15 protein-coding genes and 1 pseudogene are annotated in these 20,126 nt (G+C 73.6%); all 16 read left to right on the top strand.

What is annotated here, in order from left to right; all coding sequences use genetic code 11:
* The first annotated feature begins 80 nt into the window (after window positions 1-80).
* A complete protein-coding gene (locus tag ACH01S_RS37745; protein WP_067903930.1) occupies window positions 81-1,544 on the top strand; it encodes a hypothetical protein in 1,464 nt (487 codons plus the stop codon).
* A gap of 46 nt (window positions 1,545-1,590) precedes the next feature.
* Entirely contained in the window at window positions 1,591-1,998 is a 408-nt protein-coding gene (gene ndk, locus ACH01S_RS37740; protein WP_067903927.1) for a nucleoside-diphosphate kinase, read from the top strand.
* 460 nt (window positions 1,999-2,458) lie between these two features.
* Window positions 2,459-3,493 carry a rod shape-determining protein gene (locus ACH01S_RS37735; protein WP_067794123.1) on the top strand — a complete coding sequence of 345 codons (1,035 nt, stop codon included), beginning with the start codon at window positions 2,459-2,461 and terminating at the stop codon, window positions 3,491-3,493.
* 36 nt (window positions 3,494-3,529) lie between these two features.
* The gene (gene mreC / locus ACH01S_RS37730; RefSeq protein ID WP_067903924.1) at window positions 3,530-4,534 is read left to right on the top strand and encodes a rod shape-determining protein MreC; all 1,005 of its coding nucleotides are present in this window, start codon (window positions 3,530-3,532) and stop codon (window positions 4,532-4,534) included.
* A 1-nt stretch (window position 4,535) separates the two neighbouring features.
* Complete coding sequence (mreD, locus tag ACH01S_RS37725; protein WP_067903921.1) at window positions 4,536-5,135, top strand: rod shape-determining protein MreD; 600 nt, start codon at window positions 4,536-4,538, stop codon at window positions 5,133-5,135.
* The gene (gene mrdA, locus ACH01S_RS37720; protein ID WP_067903918.1) at window positions 5,132-7,204 is read left to right on the top strand and encodes a penicillin-binding protein 2; all 2,073 of its coding nucleotides are present in this window, start codon (window positions 5,132-5,134) and stop codon (window positions 7,202-7,204) included. The genes mreD and mrdA overlap by 4 nt, the downstream gene beginning before the upstream one ends.
* On the top strand, window positions 7,201-8,385 hold the full coding sequence (gene rodA, locus ACH01S_RS37715; RefSeq protein ID WP_148344758.1) for a rod shape-determining protein RodA: 1,185 nt from the start codon (window positions 7,201-7,203) through the stop codon (window positions 8,383-8,385). The genes mrdA and rodA overlap by 4 nt, the downstream gene beginning before the upstream one ends.
* Window positions 8,386-8,445: 60 nt before the next feature.
* Complete coding sequence (locus ACH01S_RS37710; protein WP_067903915.1) at window positions 8,446-10,368, top strand: TIGR03960 family B12-binding radical SAM protein; 1,923 nt, start codon at window positions 8,446-8,448, stop codon at window positions 10,366-10,368.
* 200 nt (window positions 10,369-10,568) lie between these two features.
* A complete protein-coding gene (locus ACH01S_RS37705) occupies window positions 10,569-11,429 on the top strand; it encodes a TIGR03936 family radical SAM-associated protein (RefSeq protein WP_067903912.1) in 861 nt (286 codons plus the stop codon).
* Between the two features lie 211 nt (window positions 11,430-11,640).
* Complete coding sequence (locus ACH01S_RS37700) at window positions 11,641-14,919, top strand: Rne/Rng family ribonuclease (RefSeq protein WP_067903909.1); 3,279 nt, start codon at window positions 11,641-11,643, stop codon at window positions 14,917-14,919.
* A gap of 383 nt (window positions 14,920-15,302) precedes the next feature.
* Window positions 15,303-15,617 (top strand): 50S ribosomal protein L21, encoded by a 315-nt coding sequence (gene rplU / locus ACH01S_RS37695; protein WP_067903906.1) that lies wholly within the window; start codon window positions 15,303-15,305, stop codon window positions 15,615-15,617.
* Window positions 15,618-15,629: 12 nt separating this feature from the next.
* Window positions 15,630-15,887, top strand: a complete 258-nt coding sequence (gene rpmA / locus ACH01S_RS37690; RefSeq protein WP_067640985.1) for a 50S ribosomal protein L27 — start codon at window positions 15,630-15,632, stop codon at window positions 15,885-15,887.
* 86 nt (window positions 15,888-15,973) lie between these two features.
* On the top strand, window positions 15,974-17,371 hold the full coding sequence (gene obgE, locus ACH01S_RS37685; RefSeq protein WP_067903903.1) for a GTPase ObgE: 1,398 nt from the start codon (window positions 15,974-15,976) through the stop codon (window positions 17,369-17,371).
* 24 nt (window positions 17,372-17,395) lie between these two features.
* Window positions 17,396-18,517: a glutamate 5-kinase gene (gene proB / locus ACH01S_RS37680; protein WP_067903900.1), complete on the top strand. Its 1,122-nt coding sequence runs from the start codon at window positions 17,396-17,398 to the stop codon at window positions 18,515-18,517.
* The gene (locus ACH01S_RS37675) at window positions 18,514-19,776 is read left to right on the top strand and encodes a glutamate-5-semialdehyde dehydrogenase (RefSeq protein ID WP_067903897.1); all 1,263 of its coding nucleotides are present in this window, start codon (window positions 18,514-18,516) and stop codon (window positions 19,774-19,776) included. The genes proB and ACH01S_RS37675 overlap by 4 nt, the downstream gene beginning before the upstream one ends.
* A gap of 82 nt (window positions 19,777-19,858) precedes the next feature.
* Window positions 19,859-20,126, top strand: a pseudogene (locus tag ACH01S_RS37670) (TIGR03767 family metallophosphoesterase); the annotation flags it as partial.

Here is a 20,126-nt window from a genome sequence, read left to right as displayed (position 1 = left end):
CGATCTATTTCGCAATTCCGACATACTTCGCTTTCCGGAATGCGCGTCCGGCGGATGACGACCCTGCGAAGGAGCGGGCCGTGTCACTGCAGGCGCTGTCATCGCACACCGGCGGGTCCGCGCCCGGCCGCGCCCGTCCCGTCCCGTGGTCCCCGAGCGCGCCTCGGGAGGGGCGGGCCCGGCGGCGGCTCGCGGCCCTCGGCGCGCTGCTGCTCGCCCTGACCGCCGTGCCCGCCGCCGTCCTCGTCGTCCCGGACGCGGCGGGCAACGTCGTCCCCGCCGCCGCGGACGCCCTCGATCTCGGGGACGGCGGGGTCCCCGCCCTGCTGCTCGCCACCGGGCTGTCCCTGCCCGCGCTGCTCGCCGCCGTCCCGCTCGGCGCGGTCGCCGCGCGCCGGTACCCCGCGCTCGGCGTGCTCGCGGCCGGGCTCGCCCTGCTGCTCGCCGGGCTCGGGACGGCGCGGCTCGCCCACTCGGTCGCGCTCGCCGGGATGGTCCGCGCCGTGCAGGGCGCGGGCGCCGGGATCGTCCTGCCCGCCTCGCTCGTCCTCGTGTGGGAGCGCCGGAGCCGGGCCCTCGCGGCGCTCTGGGCGGGCGTCCTCGCGGGCATGCTGATCGTCGCGATGCCGCTGGCGCTGCGGGCCGTCCCGGCGGGGGACACCGCTGCCGACTGGCGGGACGCGCTCGCCCCCTACGCCTGGCCGGCGGTCGCCGCGGCCGTCGCCGCCGCCGTCCACCTGCCGCTGCGCGGGCGCGGACCGTCCGCGCTGCCCGCCGCCCGGCACGCCGAGCGCGGGCAACTGCTGCTGCCCTTCGCCCCGGCGGCGGGCTTCGCGTTCCTCGCCGTCGTCGCCGCGCACGCCTGGTCGCCCGGCGCGCGGCTCGTCGTCGCCGCGCTCGCCCTCGCCGCCCTGCTCGGCCTCGCCCTCACCGCCCGCCGCGACGCCGCCGCCGGCAGCCCGTTCGGCTGCGCCGTCGTCATGATCGCCGCCGGGGCGCTCTGCCACCCCGTCGCGGGCCCGCTCGCCGGACTCGCCGCCGCCGACGCCCACGGCCGGGACGCCGCCGTCCCGCTCCTCCCGTTCGCCGCCGCTGCCGCCGCCGCCGTGCTCGCCGCGCTCGGCTCCACCCGCCTCCCCGCCCGCCGCGCCGTCCGCGCCGGATCCTGCCTCGTGGCCGCGGCCGTCCCGCTCGGCCTCACCGCCGACGTCCACGACCAATGGACCCTCCTCGGGCCGCTCGTCCTGCTCGGCGCCGGCGCGGGCGGCGCCCTCGCCGCCTCCCTGCGGGACGCCGGAGTCGGCGCCGCCCTCTTCGGCCTCTCGCTCTGCTTCCCCGCCGTGCTCACCGGGCAGCTCTTCGTCCTGTCCCTGCAAGCGGCGCGGCTGCAACGGCTCCGGCCCGCGTCCGAGACCGAACGGGCGCACGCGCTGCTCGACGGCTACCACGGCTGGCTCGCCGTCGCCGCGGCCGCCGCCGTGCTGCTCGCCGCCGTCGCCGCCGCACCGCCCGGCAGGTCCGCCGCAGCGTCCCGCGCCCGGTAGGATTCGCGCGCCGCATGAATCCGAAAGTCTTCGAGGAGAACCACCCGTGTCCGAGCGCACCCTGGTCCTTGTCAAGCCCGACGGCGTCCGCCGCGGCGTCATCGGCGAGGTCATCTCCCGCATCGAGCGCAAGGGCCTGAAGCTCGTCGCGCTGGAGCTCCGCACCCTTTCCCGCGACACCGCCGAAGCCCACTACGAAGAGCACGCCAGCAAGCCGTTCTTCGGCGAACTGGTCGAGTTCATCACCGGCGGCCCGCTCGTCGCCATGGTCGTCGAGGGCCCGCGCGCCATCGAGGCGTTCCGCGCGCTCGCCGGCGCCACCGACCCCGTCAGCGCCACCCCCGGCACCATCCGCGGCGACTTCGCCCTGGAGATCGGCGAGAACATCGTCCACGGCTCCGACTCGACGTACTCGGCGGACCGGGAGATCAAGCTGTTCTTCCCGGAGCTCTGATCTCCCAGGGGGGCGACCCCCTGGAACCCCCGTTGGTCGCGAGGGGCCGTTTCCCGAGTCGCGTTCGCTTTCGGGAAACGGCCCCTCGCTCCGCGGTTCGTGCGGCCTCCGGGCGTGGCCGCCCTCCGGCCGCACGAACCGTGACCCCGGCTGAGGTTCAGGCGTGACCCCGGCTTGGGTTCCTGCGTGGTGCGGGGTGAGGTTCGGTCGGTGGGGCGGGGTGGGGGCGAACCGGCGGGGTTGGGGCGGTCCAATTTCTTCGGGTGGATTGGGGTCACAATCTTGTCGGTGGTCTTGGCACGGCCAAGATCCGTGACCTATGTTTGGGGAACCGGCGCTGGTCAGGGTTCGTTTTTTGGGGGACGCGCGACGGCGGGGTGACTGCCCGCGGACGTGGCCGCACGTTACGATGGACACGCCGCTATACACGCCCGTCAATCATGAAGGGCTCCCTTTCTTCATGGGTAACAAGCTGTCGTTTCTTGGCCGTGACATGGCGGTCGATCTCGGAACCGCCAACACTCTGGTTTACGTGCGCGGGAGAGGGATCGTCCTCAACGAGCCGTCCGTGGTGGCGATCAACACCAACACCGGGAAGATCGTCGCGGTGGGCATCGAGGCGAAGCGGATGATCGGCCGCACGCCGGGCAACATCGTCGCCGTCCGCCCGCTGAAGGACGGCGTCATCGCCGACTTCGACGTCACCGAGCGGATGCTGCGGTACTTCATCCAGAAGGTGCACAAGCGGCGGCACTTCGCCAAGCCGCGCATCGTGGTGGCCGTGCCGAGCGGGATCACCGGCGTCGAGCAGCGCGCGGTGAAGGAGGCCGGATACCAGGCCGGCGCGCGCCGCGTGTACATCATCGAGGAGCCCATGGCCGCCGCCATCGGCGCCGGGCTGCCCGTCTACGAGCCGACCGGCAACATGGTGGTCGACATCGGCGGCGGCACCACCGAGGTCGCGATCATCTCGCTCGGCGGGATCGTCACGAGCCAGTCCGTCCGCGTCGGCGGCGACGAGCTCGACCAGGCGGTCATCTCCTTCTCGAAGAAGGAATACTCCCTGATGCTCGGGGAACGGACCGCCGAGGAGATCAAGATGGCGATCGGCTCCGCCTACCCGGGCGGGGACGAGGAGCCGCACGCGGAGATCCGCGGGCGCGACCTCGTCAGCGGGCTGCCGAAGACCGTGGTGATCTCCGCCGAAGAGGTGCGGCGGGCCATCGAGGAGCCGGTCAACGCCGTGGTGGACGCGGTGAAGACCACCCTCGACAAGTGCCCGCCCGAGCTGTCCGGCGACATCATGGACCGCGGGATCGCCCTCACCGGCGGCGGCGCGCTGCTGAAGAACCTCGACGAGCGCCTCCGCGAGGAGACCGGGATGCCCATCCACCTGGTGGACAACCCGCTCGACTCGGTGGTGCTCGGCACCGGCAAGTGCGTCGAGGACTTCGAGTCCCTCCGGCAGGTGCTCGTGCCGGAGCCGCGTCACTGATACCCCCGGACTGACTGAGAAACGGGAGGTCGGTGGGTGAAGGACACCCGGCGCACCCGCGTCGTCCTCGGCGCGCTGCTCGTCGTGGCCCTCGCGATGATCACCATTGACTACCGCGGCGGCGACGACTCGCCGCTGCGCGGCCTGCGCGACGTCGGCGCCACCGTGTTCGGCCCGGTCGAGCGCGTGTCGGCGGCGGTCGTCCGGCCGGTGGGCGACACGTTCGACTCGATCACCGACGCGCCCGGCGAGCGGCGCCGCGCCGACCGGCTCGAACGGCAGAACCAGCGGCTGCGCGAGCAGCTCCGCGCGCTGAGCCTCGACAAGGACAAGTCCGCCCAGCTCCAGCGGATGCTCGGCACCGCCGGGACGGGCGGCTACAAGGTCCTCGCCGCCCAGGTCATCTCCGCCGGGCAGGGCTTCGAGGACACCGTCACCATCGACGTCGGCAGCCGCAGCGGCGTCACCCGCGACATGACCGTGATGAGCGCCGACGGCCTCGTCGGCCGCGTCACCCGCGTCGGGCCCGCGACCGCGACCGTCCTGCTCGCCACCGACCAGACGTCCTCGATCGGGTCGCGGCTCGAAGCGTCCAAGGAGATCGGGATCGTGCAGGGCCGGGGCCGCCGCGGCTTCGGCGGTGGCGGCGGCACGCCGCTGCGCTTCCAGCTCCTCGACGCGACCGCGCCGATCGCCGTCGGCCAGCGGATCGTGACGCTCGGATCGCAGGGCCAGCGGCCGTACGTGCCGGGCGTCCCGATCGGCGTCGTCGAGCGGATCGACCGCTCCGCCGGGGGCCTCACCCGCACCGCCTACGTCCGGCCGTTCGTCCGGTTCACCAGCCTCGACGTCGTCGCCGTCGTCGTCGCGCCGCCGAAGCAGGATCCGCGGGACGCGGTGCTCCCGCCGAAGCCGCCGCCCCCCACGCCGTCCACGAGCCCGTCCGCGCACCCGTCCGCCACCCCGACCCGGGGCAAGCGGCCCGAGGCGCGGCCGAGCGGAACGAAGAGCCCGTTCGCCAGACCGAGCCGGGGGGACTGACGTGCTGAACCCGCCCGAGGCGTCGCCCGCCGGGCGCGCCGCGGTGGCCGCCGTGGTCATCGTCGTGACGCTGATCCTGCAGGTGTCGGTGGCGAACCGGCTGCCGCTGCCCGGCGGCGTCCAACCCGACCTGGTGCTGCTCGCCGTCGTCGCGCTGGCGCTCGTCGCCGGGTCGATGACGGGGATGGTCGCCGGGTTCCTCGCCGGGCTCGCCGCCGACATCGTCCCGCCCGCCGACCACACCATCGGCCGGTACGCCCTCGTCTACTGCCTGATCGGCTACCTGTGCGGGGTCGCGACCGCCGAGATGGACCGGCAGTCCGTCGTCCCGTTCTTCGCCGTCGCCGCCGGGGCCCTCGCCGGGACCGTCCTCTACGCGGCGACGGGCATGATCCTCGGCGACCCGCGCGCCGAGTGGGCGTCGGTGTCGCGGATGGTCCCGCCGCAGGTGCTCTACGACGTCATCGCGAGCCCGTTCGTCGTGTGGGCGGTGCTGCGCGCCACCCGCCGGTACGAACGCGGCGAGCGAACCCGCGGGGACGGCCTCGCGGTCCCCGCCGCCCGCTACCGCGCGATGTCGGGGCGGGGCGGGACGCTGTGAACCCGCGGACCCACTTCCGACTCGTCGTCCTGTACGTGCTGGTCGGTGCGCTGCTGCTCGTCCTCGTCGGGCGGCTGTGGTCGCTGCAGGTCCTCGAAGGCGAGCACTACCAGGGGATCGCCGCGCAGAACCGCACCCGCGACATCGTCGTCCCCGCCGTCCGCGGCATGATCCTGGACGACCGGGGCCGGCCCCTCGTCCGCAACAGGAGCGCGCTCGTCGTGTCCGTCGACCGGACGACGCTGTCCCGGCGGAAGGACGGCGGCAAGTCGATCGTCAAGCGGCTGGCGGGCGTCCTCGGCGTGAGCCAGGACGAGATCACCAAGCGGATCCGGCTGTGCGGCCCCGGCATCAAGCGCCCCTGCTGGCCCGGCTCGCCGTACCAGCCGATTCCCGTCGAGGACCACGTCGACCCGAAGCGCGCGCTGCAGATCATGGAGCGCCAGGAGGACTTCCCCGGCGTCACCGCGCAGGTCCAGGCCGTCCGCGACTACCCGAACCCGGAGGGCGCGAGCGCCGCGCAGGTGCTCGGCTACCTGCAGCCCGTCACGCAGGAGGAGCTCGACAAGCGCACCGGCCTGAAGGTCACCGGGTACAGCGGCGTCGACCTCGTCGGACGCGCCGGCCTCGAAGCGCAGTACGACGCGGCGCTGCGCGGCGAGCCCGGGTTCCGCAAGGTGCTCGTCGACAGCCAGGGGCGCGTCACCGGCACCGCGGCCGAGCAGCCGCCCATCGCGGGCTCCCACCTCGTCACGAGCATCGACGCGGGCGTGCAGGGCGCCGCGGAGAAGGCGCTCCAGCACGCCATGGAGGGCGCGCGCAAGGCGGGCCACCCGGCCGACGCGGGCGCCGCCGTCGTCATGGACGTGCAGACCGGCAACCTGGTCGCGATGGCCAGCTACCCGACCTACGACCCGAGCATCTGGACGGGCGGCATCTCCCAGGAGGAGTACGACGCGCTGCTCGGCAAGAAGAAGGGCGAGCCGCTGATCTCCCGGGTCACCCAGGGGCAGTTCGCGCCCGGCTCCACGTTCAAGATCTCCTCGGTGTCGGCCGCGGTGAAGGACGGCAACAGCCTGCACGGCACCTACGACTGCCCGGGCTCCTACAACGTCGGCAACCGCGCGTTCCGCAACTTCGAGGGCCAGGGCTACGGCCCGATGAACCTGCACACCGCGCTGGTCAAGTCCTGCGACACGATCTTCTACCGGTTCGCCTACCAGGAGTGGCAGCGCGACGGCGGGATGAAGCCGCGCAAGAACCCGTCCGACCCGATGGTGAAGATGGCCCGGAACTTCGGCTTCGGGTCCCGCACCGGGATCGACCTGCCGAGCGAGAGCTCGGGCCGCATCCCCGACCGGAAGTGGAAGAAGAGCTTCTGGGAGGACACCAAGGAGGCGAACTGCAAGGGCGCCAAGCAGGGCTACCCGCAGGTCGCGAAGACCGACCCGGCGCGCGCCGCCTACCTGAAGGCCGTCGCGACGGAGAACTGCACCGAGGGGTACGTGTGGCGGCCGGGTGACGCGGCGAACTTCTCCGTGGGGCAGGGCGACGTGCTGGTGACGCCGCTGCAGCTCGTCCGCGCGTACTCGGCGGTCGCCAACGGCGGCCGGATGGTGACGCCGCGGCTCGGCGTCGCCGTGATGCGCCCGGACGGCACGGTCGAGCGCCGCCTCGGCGCGCCGCCCGCCGGGCGGCTCCCGGTCGACGGCAAGGTGCTCAAGTACATCCGCGACTCCCTCGGCGACGTCACCAAGGAGGGCACCGCCGCCGGGACGTTCGGCGGGTTCGACTTCAAGACCGTGGACGTCGGCGGCAAGACCGGCACGGCCGAGGTCTACGGCAAGGACGACACCTCCTGGTTCGCCTCGTTCGGACCGCTGAAGAAGCCGCGGTTCGCGGTGGTCGCGATGGTCTCCCAGGGCGGGACGGGCGCGTCCACGGCCGCGCCCGCCGTCCGGGAGATCTGGGAGGCCATGTACGGGACGAACGGCCACAAGCCCATCCTGAAGGACGGCCGCCTCCCCGCCGAGCTGCCGAAGATCACCGGTGAGGGAGCCGCCGAATGATCACCGGCTCCGGCGTCGGCACGGTCGAGGGCTACGCCGTCCGGCGCGGCTGGCGCAGCCGCGTCGCCGGGCTGCGGCGGCTCGACTGGCCGCTGTTCCTCGTCGTCCTCACGCTGTCGGTCATCGGCGCCCTGCTCGTCAGGTCGGCGACCTACCAGCTCCTCACCGACCAGGGCAAGGATCCCGAGGCCTTCCTCAAACGGCACATCCTGAACCTCGTCATCGGGTTCCTGCTCGGCGGGGTCGTGACCGTCCTCGACTACCGGCTGCTGCGCGCCTACGTCCCGATCCTGTACGGGGTGGCGTGCGTGGGGCTGCTCGCCGTGCTCACCCCGCTCGGCGAGACGATCAACGGCTCGCACTCGTGGATCGTGATCGGCGGCGGCTTCCAGGTGCAGCCGTCGGAGTTCGCGAAGGTCGGCCTCGTCGTGCTGCTCGCCATGATCCTCGGCGAGCCGCGGGACGGGGAGATCGGCCCGGGCCGCCGCGACGTGCTGCTCGCGCTCGTGCTGGCCGGGGTGCCCGGCGTCCTGATCATGCTCCAGCCCGACCTCGGCACGACGCTCGTGTTCATCGCGGTCGTGCTCGGCATGCTGGCGATCTCCGGCGCGCAGAAGCGCTGGCTCGCCGGCCTGGTCGGCGGCGGCGCCGCCGCGGCCTTCGCCGTCTGGTTCTTCGGCCTGCTGAAGGACTACCAGATCGACCGGTTCACCGCGTTCCTCGACCCGGACGCCGACCCGCGCGGCGCGGGCTACAACGCCCAGCAGGCCCGTATCGCGATCGGCTCCGGCGGCGCGCTCGGCAAGGGCCTGTTCCACGGCCAGCAGACGGGCGGGCACTTCGTCCCCGAGCAGCAGACCGACTTCGTGTTCACGGTCGCGGGGGAGGAGCTCGGCTTCGTCGGCGCCGCCGTGATCATCGCGCTGCTCGGCGTCGTGCTGTGGCGGGGGCTGCGGATCGCGACGCAGGCCGCCGACCTGTTCGGGACGCTGGTCGCCACCGGCGTGGTGTGCTGGCTCGGGTTCCAGACGTTCGAGAACATCGGGATGACGATCGGGATCATGCCGATCACCGGGCTGCCGCTGCCGTTCGTGTCCTACGGCGGCTCCGCCACGTTCGCCAACATGATCGCCTTCGGGCTGCTGCAGGCGGTCCATGTGCGGCGCAGGCCGTTCGATTAGCGGGTGGCGAACGCGTAGGCTGGGCGCTCATCCCACGTTCCCTGCACGGAGGGTTCCGTCATGCCGGTCGAGTCGCTCTTCCCGCGTCTGGAGCCGCTGCTCCCGGGCGTGCAGAAGCCGATTCAGTACGTTGGCGGCGAGCTGAACTCCCAGCTCAAGGACTGGGACGCCACCGTCGTCCGGTGGGCTCTCATGTACCCGGACGCCTACGAGGTCGGGCTGCCGAACCAGGGCGTCCAGATCCTGTACGAGATCCTGAACGAGCGCGACGGCGTGCTCGCGGAGCGCACGTACTCGGTGTGGCCCGACATGGAGGCCGTCATGCGGGAGCACGGCGTCCCGCAGTTCACCGTCGACGCGCACCGCCCGGTCGCCGCGTTCGACGTGTTCGGCGTGTCGTTCTCCACCGAGCTCGGGTACACGAACATGCTCACGGCCCTCGACCTCGCCGGGATCCCGCTGGAGGCCGCCGACCGCACCGACGACCACCCGATCGTGATCGCGGGCGGGCACGCGGCGTTCAACCCCGAGCCGATCGCCGACTTCATCGACGCGGCCGTCCTCGGCGACGGCGAGGAGATCGCGCTCGGCATCACCGAGGTGATCCGCGAGTGGAAGGACGAGGGCGAGCCCGGGGGCCGCGACGAGCTGCTGATGCGCCTCGCCGCGTCCGGCGGCGTGTACGTGCCCCGCTTCTACGACGTGACGTACCTGCCGGACGGCCGCATCCAGCGGGTCGCGCCGAACCGCCCGGGCGTCCCGTGGCGGATCGAGAAGCACACCGTCATGGACCTCGACCAGTGGCCGTACCCGAAGAAGCCGCTGGTCCCGCTGGCCGAGACCGTGCACGAGCGGTTCAGCGTGGAGATCTTCCGCGGCTGCACGCGCGGCTGCCGGTTCTGCCAGGCCGGGATGATCACCCGTCCGGTGCGGGAGCGGTCGATCACCACGATCGGCGAGATGGTCGACCAGGGGCTCAAGGAGTCCGGGTTCCAGGAGGTCGGGCTGCTCAGCCTGTCCAGCGCCGACCACAGCGAGATCGCGGACGTCGCGAAGGGCCTCGCGGACCGGTACGAGGGCACCAACACCTCGCTGTCGCTGCCGTCCACCCGCGTGGACGCCTTCAACATCACGCTCGCGAACGAGTTCTCCCGCGGCGGCCGCCGCTCCGGGCTGACGTTCGCGCCGGAGGGCGGCTCCGAGCGGATGCGCAAGGTGATCAACAAGATGGTCACCGAGGACGACCTGATCCGCACCGTCACCACCGCCTACGAGAACGGCTGGCGGCAGGTCAAGCTGTACTTCATGTGCGGCCTGCCGACCGAGGAGGACGAGGACGTCCTCGCCATCGCCGACATGGCCAAGCGCGTGATCAAGGCGGGCCGCGAGGCCACCGGGCGCCGCGACATCCGCTGCACGGTCTCCATCGGCGGGTTCGTGCCGAAGCCGCACACCCCGTTCCAGTGGGCCGCGCAGTGCGACCACGAGACCGTCGACCGCCGCCTCCAGGCCCTGAAGGACGCCCTGCGCGGCGACAAGGAGTACGGCCGCGCCATCGGCCTGCGCTACCACGACGGGCAGCCCTCGATCGTCGAGGGCCTGCTGTCGCGCGGCGACCGCCGGGTCGGCAGGGTCATCCGCGCGGTGTGGGAGGACGGCGGCCGCTTCGACGGCTGGAGCGAGCACTTCTCCTACGAGCGCTGGACGGCCTGCGCCGACAAGGCGTTCGCCGACGAGCCCGTCGACCTCGACTGGTACACCGTCCGGGAGCGCGACGAGGTGGAGGTCCTGCCGTGGGACCACCTCGACGCCGGGCTCGACCGCGAATGGCTCTGGCAGGACTGGCAGGACGCCGTCGACGAGACCGAGGTCGAGGACTGCCGCTGGACGCCCTGCTACGACTGCGGCGTCTGCCCGACCATGGGCACGGAGATCCAGATAGGCCCCACCGGAAGGAAACTCCTGCCGCTCAGCGTTAGGTAGCCGAGCGTCCTGGAAGGCTTCCAGGGCCTCCCTGCCAGGGGTTCGATGGCCGGAACCGGGCTCGCGAGCCCGTTGGCCTGCGGCCCTTCGGCCGCTCAGAGGACGGGCGGGGGCGGAACGACGCCCGCCGACCCGTACTCTATAGGGAGACCTTGTTTTTCGACTCGACGCGAGTAGGAAGGACCAGAACCCTGCCACCCATGCCGGAGGGTCCGGCGCCGGCCCCCGTGATCCAGCGTCTGCGCGTCCGCTACACCAAGCGGGGCAGGCTGCGGTTCACGAGCCACCGCGACATATCCCGGGCCGTGGAACGCGCCGTCCGGCGCGCCGGGATCCCTGTGGCGTTCAGCGGCGGATTCACCCCCCACCCGAAGATCTCGTACTCGGGTGCGGCGGCGACAGGGGTGGCCAGTGAGGCCGAGTACCTGGAGATCGGGCTCACCGAGACCCGCGACCCTGCGCGGGTGCGAGCCGATCTCGACGCGGCCCTGCCCCCCGGGCTCGACGTCGTGGACGTCGTGCCGGTACGGGCGGGCCACGGCGGCGACGCGCGGCAGCGGCCGGGCGCGTTCGCCGATCGGCTCGAGGCGTCCGAATGGCGGATCCGGCTGGACGGCGTGTCGCACGACGACGCGGCCGCCGCCGTGGCCGCCTTCATGGCCGCCGAGAACATCGAGGTCGAGCGCCTCACCAAGAAGGGACGGCGCCGTTTCGACGTGCGCGCCGCCGTGTCCGCATGTGAGCTGGACCGGCGCGCCGCGGAGGCGGCGGATGCCCCTTGTGCGATACTTCGAATGGTTGTTCGGCATTCCAACCCGGCCGTACGACCCGACGACATCCTCACCGGACTGCGCCAGGTCGCCGACCTCGCGCCGCCGTCACCCCCACTGGTGACCAGGCTGGCGCAGGGGCCCCTCGACGCGGACACCGGTGGCCTCGCGGATCCTCTGGATCCCGACCGGGAGATCGGCCTGCCGTCCGGCGACGACGCCACGACGGCCGGCGGCCAGGAGCGGCCGCAGCCCGGGGACGCCGCGAGCGCGGATGCCGTCAGCGCCTGACCGTGAGACCGAAGCCGTGGCGACACGGAACCGGTCCCGCAGGGTACGGCGGGCGCACCCCCGACGACTTCGTCGTCGTGGCCGGACCACGGTCCGGTGATGACGGCGCCGATGACTGACTGACGGAGTGCTCTCGCGCGGCGCACCGTTTCGTTCCGCCCCTCGGCGGGACGGGCGGACGCGCCCGGGAGCCTGACGGGAGATTGCCCGGATGCTTGAGAACGAAGCGGATTCGGCCACGGCCGACGGCACGGAGAACGAGAACATCGGCGGCGCGGACGCCGCGGAGAGCGGCGCGAGCGCCCAGTCCCAGGGCGCGGCCGACAACACGCCCGGGGCGGACGACGCCGCGGGCGACACGGCGACCGGGCGGCCCCGGCGCGCGAGCCGTCCCGCCGGGCCGCCGCCGGACGTCGAGGAGACCCGCGCCGAGCCCCCGGCGGCGGAGTCCGAGGCGCCCGCGCCCGGCGACGGCGAGGCGGCGGACGAGCCGCCGAAGCGGGCCACCCGGACGCGCAGCCGCGTCCGCACGCGGAGCGGCAAGGCGGCCGAGACGGCGGAGGCCGTCCCGATGACCGGCGCCGAGACCTCCCCGGACGCCGAGACCGAACCCGAGAGCGAGGCCAAGAGCGAGGCCAAGAGCGAGGCCGCGGAGGCGGCGGAGGGCGCGGGGGAGGCGTCCACCACGCGGCGCACCCGCACCCGGCGGCGCACGACCTCGGCGGCGTCCGCCGCGCCGTCCACGCCCGCCGTCCCGCCGGTTCCGGAGGTGCCCGCCGTCCCGGTCGCGGGGGCGGAGCCGTCCACCGGGCAGGTGTCGGAGACCGAGCCCGCGAGCGGCGTCGGGATCCCGGGCGTCACGTTCCAACCGCCGATGGTCGTCTTCCAGCCGCCGCAGCCGACCGCCGAGCCCGCCGCCCGCCCGGCGAAGGACGAGCGGCCCGACCGCGACGAGCGGGACGAGTCCGCCGACCGCGACACCGGCGACGACGAGCACGACCACGGGCCGTCCGACGAGGACGACTCCGACGACCGCCCGTCCCGCAGGCGGCGCCGCCGCGGCGGGCGCGGCCGGGGCCGGGGCGGCAAGGAGGGCGCCGAGGACGAGGCCCCCGCCGAGGAGCCGAAGGACGAGCAGCCCAAGGACGAGCCCGCCAAGACGGCCAAGGGCAAGAAGGAGGCGGCCAAGAAGGAGGCCGCCAAGAAGGACGCGAAGAAGGACAAGCCCGCCAAGGCCAAGGAGGCCAAGGCCGAGGACGCCGAGCACGACGCCGACGGCGAGGGCGACGACGAGTCCGGGTCCGGGACGAGCCGCCGCCGGCGCCGCCGCAGGCGCCGCTCCGGGACCGACGCCGACGGCTCGGGCGGCACCGACGACCCGCCGAACACCGTCGTGCACGTCCGCACCGCGCGGGAGGCCCGCGCCGCCGCCGAGGACGAGGTCCAGTCGGTGCGCGGCTCGACCCGGCTGGAGGCGAAGAAGCAGCGCCGCCGGGAGGGCCGCGAGCAGGGCCGCCGCCGCCCGCCGGTGATCACCGAGGCCGAGTTCCTCGCGCGCCGCGAGTCGGTCGAGCGGGTCATGGTGGTGCGGCAGGAGGGCGAGCGCACGCAGATCGCCGTCCTGGAGGACGACGTCCTCGTCGAGCACTACGTGAACCGCGCGACGCACCAGTCGTACGTCGGCAACGTCTACCTGGGCAAGGTCCAGAACGTGCTGCCGTCGATGGAGGCGGCGTTCGTCGACATCGGCAAGGGGCGCAACGCCGTCCTGTACGCGGGCGAGGTCAACTGGGACGCCTCCGGCCTGGAGGGCCAGCCGCGCCGGATCGAGTCGGCGCTGAAGTCCGGGCAGTCGGTGCTCGTCCAGGTCACCAAGGACCCGCTCGGCCACAAGGGCGCCCGCCTCACCAGCCAGGTCTCGCTGCCCGGCCGCTACCTCGTGTACGTCCCGGACGGCTCGATGACCGGCATCAGCCGCAAGCTCCCCGACAAGGAGCGCAGCCGCCTCAAGGCGATCCTGAAGAAGGTCATGCCGGAGAACGCGGGCGTGATCGTCCGGACGGCGGCCGAGGGCGCGACGGAGGAGGAGCTGTCCCGCGATGTGTCGCGCCTCGCCGCGCAGTGGGACAACATCCAGAAGAAGGTGAAGACGGCCTCCGCGCCGTCGCTGCTGTACGGCGAGCCCGACCTGACGATCCGGGTCGTCCGCGACATCTTCAACGAGGACTTCTCCAAGCTCGTCGTCTCCGGCGACGAGGCGTGGGACACCGTGTCGGACTACGTCCAGTACGTCGCCCCGCACCTCGCCGACCGCGTCGAGCGCTGGACGGGCCGCCAGGACGCGCTGTCGGCGTTCCGCATCGACGAGCAGATCGCGAAGGCGCTCGACCGCAAGGTGTGGCTGCCGTCCGGCGGCTCCCTGGTGATCGACCGCACCGAGGCGATGACGGTCATCGACGTCAACACCGGCAAGTTCACCGGGCAGGGCGGCAACCTGGAGGAGACCGTCACCCGGAACAACCTGGAGGCGGCCGAGGAGATCGTCCGGCAGCTCCGGCTCCGCGACATCGGCGGCATCGTCGTGATCGACTTCATCGACATGGTGCTGGAGAGCAACCGCGACCTGGTGCTGCGCCGCCTGGTGGAGTGCCTGTCCAGGGACCGGACGAAGCACCAGGTCGCCGAAGTGACCTCGCTCGGCCTCGTGCAGATGACCCGCAAGCGGGTCGGGCAGGGGCTGCTTGAGGCGTTCTCGGAGACCTGCGAGTCCTGCAACGGGCGCGGCATCCACGTCCACCTGACCCCGGTCGAGCCCAAGGCGGAGAAGGCGGCGGGCAAGGAGAGCGGCCGCCGCCGGCGCCGCAAGGGCGAGGTCGAGCGCGCGGTCGAGGAGAAGCTCGCCGAGCACGAGTCGGCGCGGGCGCCCGAGCCGGAGCCGGTCGAGGTCGTCGAGGTGGCCGAGCCGGAGCCCGCCGAGCCCGTGGTGACGCGGCCGCGCCGGTCGCGTCCGGCCAAGCGCCCGGCGGGCCCGCCGCCGGAGATCGACGCCGACGAGCCGCCCGCGCAGGCGGCGGTCGAGGCGGCGCAGGCCGCGGACGAGACGGCGGACACCGCGCCCGGCGCGCTCGACTCCGCCGAGCCCGAGCCCGCCCCGGACGTCCGGCCCGAGCCCGCCGCGGAGGCGGAGGCGGAGGCGGAGGTCGCGGACGCGGCGCCGGAGCCCGAGCCGGTCGCGTCGCCCGCCAACGGCACCGAGCCGCCCGCCGACACGGCATCCGACACGGCAGCCGACGCCGGGCCGGTGCACGCCGACCTGACGGCCGCCGAGTCGAACGGCACCGAGCTGAACGGAACCGCGCCCGCCGCCGAGGCCGCGGCCGAGTCCGGCGAGGAGGAGGCGACGGGTCGTCGCCGCCGCGTCCGCCGGACCCGCGCCACCGCACCGGCGTCCGCCGAGCCGGACGTCACCGCGGACACGTCCTCCGACTGACCCGCGAGATCCGGAACCGGGCGGACGGCACCCGCCGTCCGTCCGGGACCGGGCTCACCGGCGGGCCGCGATCCCGGGCCCCCGGCCGGTCGGCGGATCCGCGGCCTCCCGAGTCGGGTATCATTCTTCGGGTTGGGCACGTCTTGACGTGTCCGGCGACGACGGGCCGCAGGCGCGTCACTCCGAACCCGCATCGCGAACCCCGCTGGGGCGTACGGTGCGTCCCCGCCGATCCGGCGGGGTTGAGCAGAGAGCATCAGAGGGCCCCCTCTGGTGTGCCGCCCTCGGCCCGGTGCCGGGGGTAGGCCCCCGTCCGGGGGCTGGTAGAGCCACGTGTGGGACCGGTTCAGTCCGGAAGCGCGCGAAGACGAAGGGTTTCCGCGGTGTACGCGATTGTCCGCGCAGGCGGCAGGCAGGAGAAGGTCGCCGTCGATGACGTGCTGACCGTCGACAAGCTGGCCGGCGAGGTCGGCTCCACCGTCACGTTCCCGGCCGTGCTGGTCGTGGACGGCGACGACGTGATCAGCGGCTCGGCCGACCTCGCGCGCTACGAGGTGACCGGCGAGATCCTCGGCGCGGTCAAGGGGCCGAAGATCAACATCATGCACTACCGGAACAAGACCGGGTACAAGCGGCGCATGGGTCACCGCCAGCCGTACACCGAGGTCAAGATCACCGGTATCCAGGCCGGGAAGTAAGGGAGCGATCTCATGGCACACAAGAAGGGCGCGTCGTCCAGCCGTAACGGTCGCGACTCCAACGCCCAGCGCCTCGGTGTGAAGCGGTTCGGCGGCCAGGTCGTGAACGCGGGCGAGATCATCGTCCGGCAGCGCGGCACCCACTTCCACCCCGGTCCCGGCGTCGGCCGCGGCGGCGACGACACGCTGTTCGCGCTGGTCGCGGGCGCGGTCCAGTTCCGCCGCTACCGCGGCCGCAACGCGGTCAGCGTCGTCCCCCCGGCGGAATAGTCCGCCTGGGTTTCTGGCTTTTGGAAAGGGCGGACCGTTCGATCGGTCCGCCCTTTCGCTGTTCTGACCGAGGAGAGAGAGTCACCGTGGCCGCTGGAGCGGGATCGGGCGCGCAGTTCGTCGACCGGGTGGTCCTGCACGCCGCCGCCGGGAAAGGCGGCAACGGCTGCGCGTCCATCCACCGGGAGAAGTTCAAGCCGCTCGGCGGCCCGGACGGCGCGAACGGCGGGCGCGGCGGCGACGTCGTCCTCGTCGTCGACTCGGGCGCGGCGAGCCTGCTCGAATACCACCGCCGCCCGCACCGCAAGGCGGGCAACGGGAAGCCGGGCCAGGGCAGCCTCCGGACGGGCGCGGACGGCGCCGACGTCGTCCTCGCCGTCCCGGACGGCACGGTCGTCAAGGAGGGCGACCGCATCCTCGCCGACATGGTCGGGGAGGGCACCCGGTTCGTGGTCGCGCGCGGCGGGCACGGCGGGCTCGGCAACGCGGCGCTCGCGACCGCGAAGCGGAAGGCGCCCGGGTTCGCGCTGCTCGGCGAGCCGGGCGAGGAGCGCGACGTCGTCCTGGAGTTGAAGAGCGTCGCGGACGTCGCGCTCGTCGGGTTCCCGAGCGCGGGCAAGTCGTCGCTGATCGCGGCGCTGTCCGCGGCCAAGCCGAAGATCGCCGACTACCCGTTCACGACGCTGATCCCGAACCTCGGGGTGGTCAGCGCGGGCGACACGACGTTCACGGTCGCGGACGTGCCCGGCCTGATCGAGGGCGCGAGCGAGGGGCGCGGCCTCGGCCTCGACTTCCTCCGGCACATCGAGCGGTCGTCCACGCTGGCGCACGTCCTCGACTGCGCCACGATGGAGCCGGGACGAGACCCGGTCAGCGACTTCGACGTCATCGAGCGCGAGTTGCAGGCCTACGACCGGGTGCTCGGCGACCGTCCGCTGTCGGACCGTCCGCGCATCGTCGTGCTGAACAAGGTGGACGTCCCCGACGGGCGCGAACTCGCGGACATGGTGCGGCCCGAGTTCGAGGCGCGCGGGCTGAAGGTGTTCGAGGTGTCGGCGGCGACGCACGAGGGCCTGCGCGAGCTGTCGTTCGCGATGGCGGCGATGGTGGCCGAGTACCGCGCGTCGCTGCCCCCGGCGGAGCCGACCCGGCTGGTCATCCGCCCGGAGCCGGTCGGCGGCGGCGCCGACTTCGAGGTCCGCGACCTCGGCGACAACACGTACCTGATCACGGGCGCGAAGCCGGTCCGGTGGCTGCGGCAGACCGACTTCGCCAACGAGGAGGCCGTCGGCTACCTCGCCGACCGGCTCGCCCGGCTCGGCGTGGAGGACGCGCTCGCCGAGGCGGGCGCGAGCGCGGGCGCGACGGTCCTGATCGGCACCCCGGACGACTCGGTCGTGTTCGACTGGGAGCCGGAGGTCCCGGCGGGCGACGTCGCCCCCGGCCCCCGCGGCACCGACCGCCGCCTCGACGGATACCGCTAGCCCTCCCGCGGAGGAGACTTCAGGATGAGTGAGCGCGAGGCGGTCGCCAAGGCCCGGCGGATCGTGGTCAAGGCGGGGTCGTCGTCGCTGACCACGCCGGACGGGACGATCGACGCGAACCGCATCGACGCGCTGGTGGACGTGCTCGCCGCCCGCCGCGCCGACGGCACGGAGATCGTGTTCGTGTCGTCCGGCGCGATCGCCGCCGGGCTCGGGCCGCTCGGGCTGACCCGGCGGCCGCGCGAGCTGGCGACGCAGCAGGCGGCGGCGAGCGTCGGCCAGGGCCTGCTGTTCGCCCGGTACACCTCGTCGTTCGCCCGGTACGGGCTGACGGTCGGGCAGGTGCTGCTCACCGCCGACGACATGATGCGCCGCTCGCACCACCGCAACGCGCAGCGCACGCTCGGGCAGCTCCTCGCCCTCGGCGTCCTGCCGATCGTGAACGAGAACGACACCGTCGCCACGGACGAGATCCGGTTCGGCGACAACGACCGGCTCGCCGCGCTGGTCGCGCACCTGACCCGCGCGGACGCGCTGGTCCTGCTGTCGGACGTGGACGCCCTCTACACCGGCGACCCGAGGCGTCCGGACTCAAGGCGCGTGCCCGACGTCCGCGGCCCGGACGACCTGAAGGGCGTCGAGCTCGGCGGGTCCGGCCGGGTCGGCACCGGCGGCATGATCACCAAGGTGGAGGCGGCCCGGATCGCGGGCATCCCGGTCGTGCTGACGAACGCGGCGTCCGCGGCGCGCGCGCTGGCGGGCGAAGGGGTGGGCACGCTGTTCCACCCGGCGGAGGGGCGGCGGATGTCGTCCCGCAACCTGTGGCTCGCCCACGCCACCACCGGCCAGGGGCGCGTCACGCTCGACCCGGGCGCCGTCGACGCGGTCGTGCGCCGCCGCAAGTCGCTGCTGCCCGCCGGGGTGACGGGCGTGGACGGCGACTTCGCCGCGGGCGACCCGGTCGACCTGTGCGACACCGCTGGGCGGGTCGTCGCGCGCGGGCTGGTGAACTACGACGCGTCCGAGCTGCCGGAGCTGATGGGGCGTTCGACGCGCTGGCTGGCCCGCGAGCTCGGCGCCGAGTACGAGCGCGAGATAATCCACCGCGACCACCTGGTCGTCCTTTCGGGAGGGGACACGCGATGAGCGACAGCGAGGCCGAGGAGTTCCTGCGGGTGGCGCGGCGCGCCAAGGCGGCCGCGGCCGGGCTGGCGCCGCTGCCGCGCGCGGCGAAGGACGCGGCGCTGCACCGGATCGCCGACGCCCTGGTCGCCGCCGCGCCGGAGCTCGTGAAGGCGAACGGGGCGGACGTCGCGCGGGCCCGGGAGGGCGGCACGTCCGAGTCCATGATCGACCGGCTGAGCCTGTCGGAGGCGCGGATCGCGGCGGTCGCCGACGCCGTCCGCAAGGTCGCCGCGCTGCCCGACCCGGTCGGCGAGTCGGTGCGCGGGAACGTCCTGCCGAACGGGCTCGACCTGCGCCAGGTGCGGGTGCCGCTCGGCGTCGTCGGCATCATCTACGAGGGCCGCCCGAACGTGACCGTGGACGCCGCCGCGCTGTGCCTGAAGAGCGGCAACGCGGCGCTGCTGCGCGGCTCGTCGTCGGCGCACGAGTCGAACACGGCGCTGGTCGGGGTGATGCAGGAGGCGCTCGCCGGGTCGGACGTCCCGGCGGACGCGGTGCAGCTCGTCCCGGGCACGTCCCGCGCGTCGGTGAAGCACCTGATGCGGGCGCGCGGCCTGGTGGACGTGCTGATCCCGCGCGGCGGCGCGTCGCTGATCAACTCGGTGGTGGAGGAGTCGACCGTCCCGGTCATCGAGACGGGCGTCGGGAACTGCGCCGTGTACGTGGACGCCGCCGCCGACGTCGGCATGGCCGTCGACATCCTGCTGAACGCGAAGACGCAGCGCCCGTCGGTGTGCAACGCGGCGGAGACGGTCCTCGTGCACGCGGACGTCGCGGACGCGTTCGTCCCACGCGCGCTTGAGGCGCTGCGGAACGCGGGCGTCACGGTCCACGGCGATGACCGCATCCGGTCATACGGCGCGGACGTCGTCGCCGCGACCGAGGACGACTGGCGCGCCGAGTACCTGTCCCTCGACATCGCCGCCCGCGTCGTCGACTCCCTGGACGACGCCGTCGCGCACATCCGCGAGTACGGGTCGGGGCACACCGAGGCGATCGTCACGACGTCGCAGCCCGCCGCGCGCCGGTTCGTCGCGCTGGTCGACTCGGCGGCCGTGATGGTGAACGCCTCGACGCGCTTCACCGACGGCGAGGAGTTCGGCTTCGGCGCGGAGATCGGCATCTCGACGCAGAAACTGCACGCCCGCGGGCCGATGGGGCTGCCGGAGCTGACGTCGACGAAGTACGTGGTCACCGGGGACGGCCAGCTTCGCGGGTAGTGCCCGCCCCGGCGGGACGCGCCAGACTAGTGGCATTTCTGCCATTGATGTCGTGTTGACGGTCATGGTGTGATTCACGATTGTGACCCGTGAGTACACCCGCCGCCGCGTCCTGAAGGGCGCCGCCCTCGGCGCCGGGCTCGCCTCCGCCGGACTCGTCGCGTTCCCGTCGCGGCCCGCCCGCGCGGGCGCCCCGGCGCTGCGCGGCCCCGTCGCCGGCACCACCCTCGACCGGACGTACCTGCTCGGCGCCCCCGGCGCGGGCGGGTACCGCCTCGTGACCGCGGGGCCCGGCGAGCCGCACCTGCTCCGCCGCGACCTCGGCGGCGCCGCGTCCGCCCGGCGGGCCG

It is taken from the genome of Actinomadura chibensis NBRC 106107, assembly GCF_001552135.1.
GTDB classification, from domain to species: Bacteria; Actinomycetota; Actinomycetes; order Streptosporangiales; family Streptosporangiaceae; genus Spirillospora; species Spirillospora chibensis.
This window is presented reverse-complemented; position numbering and strand designations above follow the sequence as displayed.

Bases quoted from the DNA above. Each gene is read 5' to 3' on its own strand.
- ACH01S_RS37735 (WP_067794123.1), top strand. From the start codon at position 2,459: ATGGGTAACAAGCTGTCGTTTCTTGGCCGTGACATGGCGGTCGATCTC.
- rodA (WP_148344758.1), top strand. From the start codon at position 7,201: ATGATCACCGGCTCCGGCGTCGGCACGGTCGAGGGCTACGCCGTCCGG.
- ACH01S_RS37710 (WP_067903915.1), top strand. From the start codon at position 8,446: ATGCCGGTCGAGTCGCTCTTCCCGCGTCTGGAGCCGCTGCTCCCGGGC.
- ACH01S_RS37705 (WP_067903912.1), top strand. From the start codon at position 10,569: ATGCCGGAGGGTCCGGCGCCGGCCCCCGTGATCCAGCGTCTGCGCGTC.
- ACH01S_RS37700 (WP_067903909.1), top strand. From the start codon at position 11,641: ATGCTTGAGAACGAAGCGGATTCGGCCACGGCCGACGGCACGGAGAAC.
- rpmA (WP_067640985.1), top strand. From the start codon at position 15,630: ATGGCACACAAGAAGGGCGCGTCGTCCAGCCGTAACGGTCGCGACTCC.
- proB (WP_067903900.1), top strand. From the start codon at position 17,396: ATGAGTGAGCGCGAGGCGGTCGCCAAGGCCCGGCGGATCGTGGTCAAG.
- ACH01S_RS37675 (WP_067903897.1), top strand. From the start codon at position 18,514: ATGAGCGACAGCGAGGCCGAGGAGTTCCTGCGGGTGGCGCGGCGCGCC.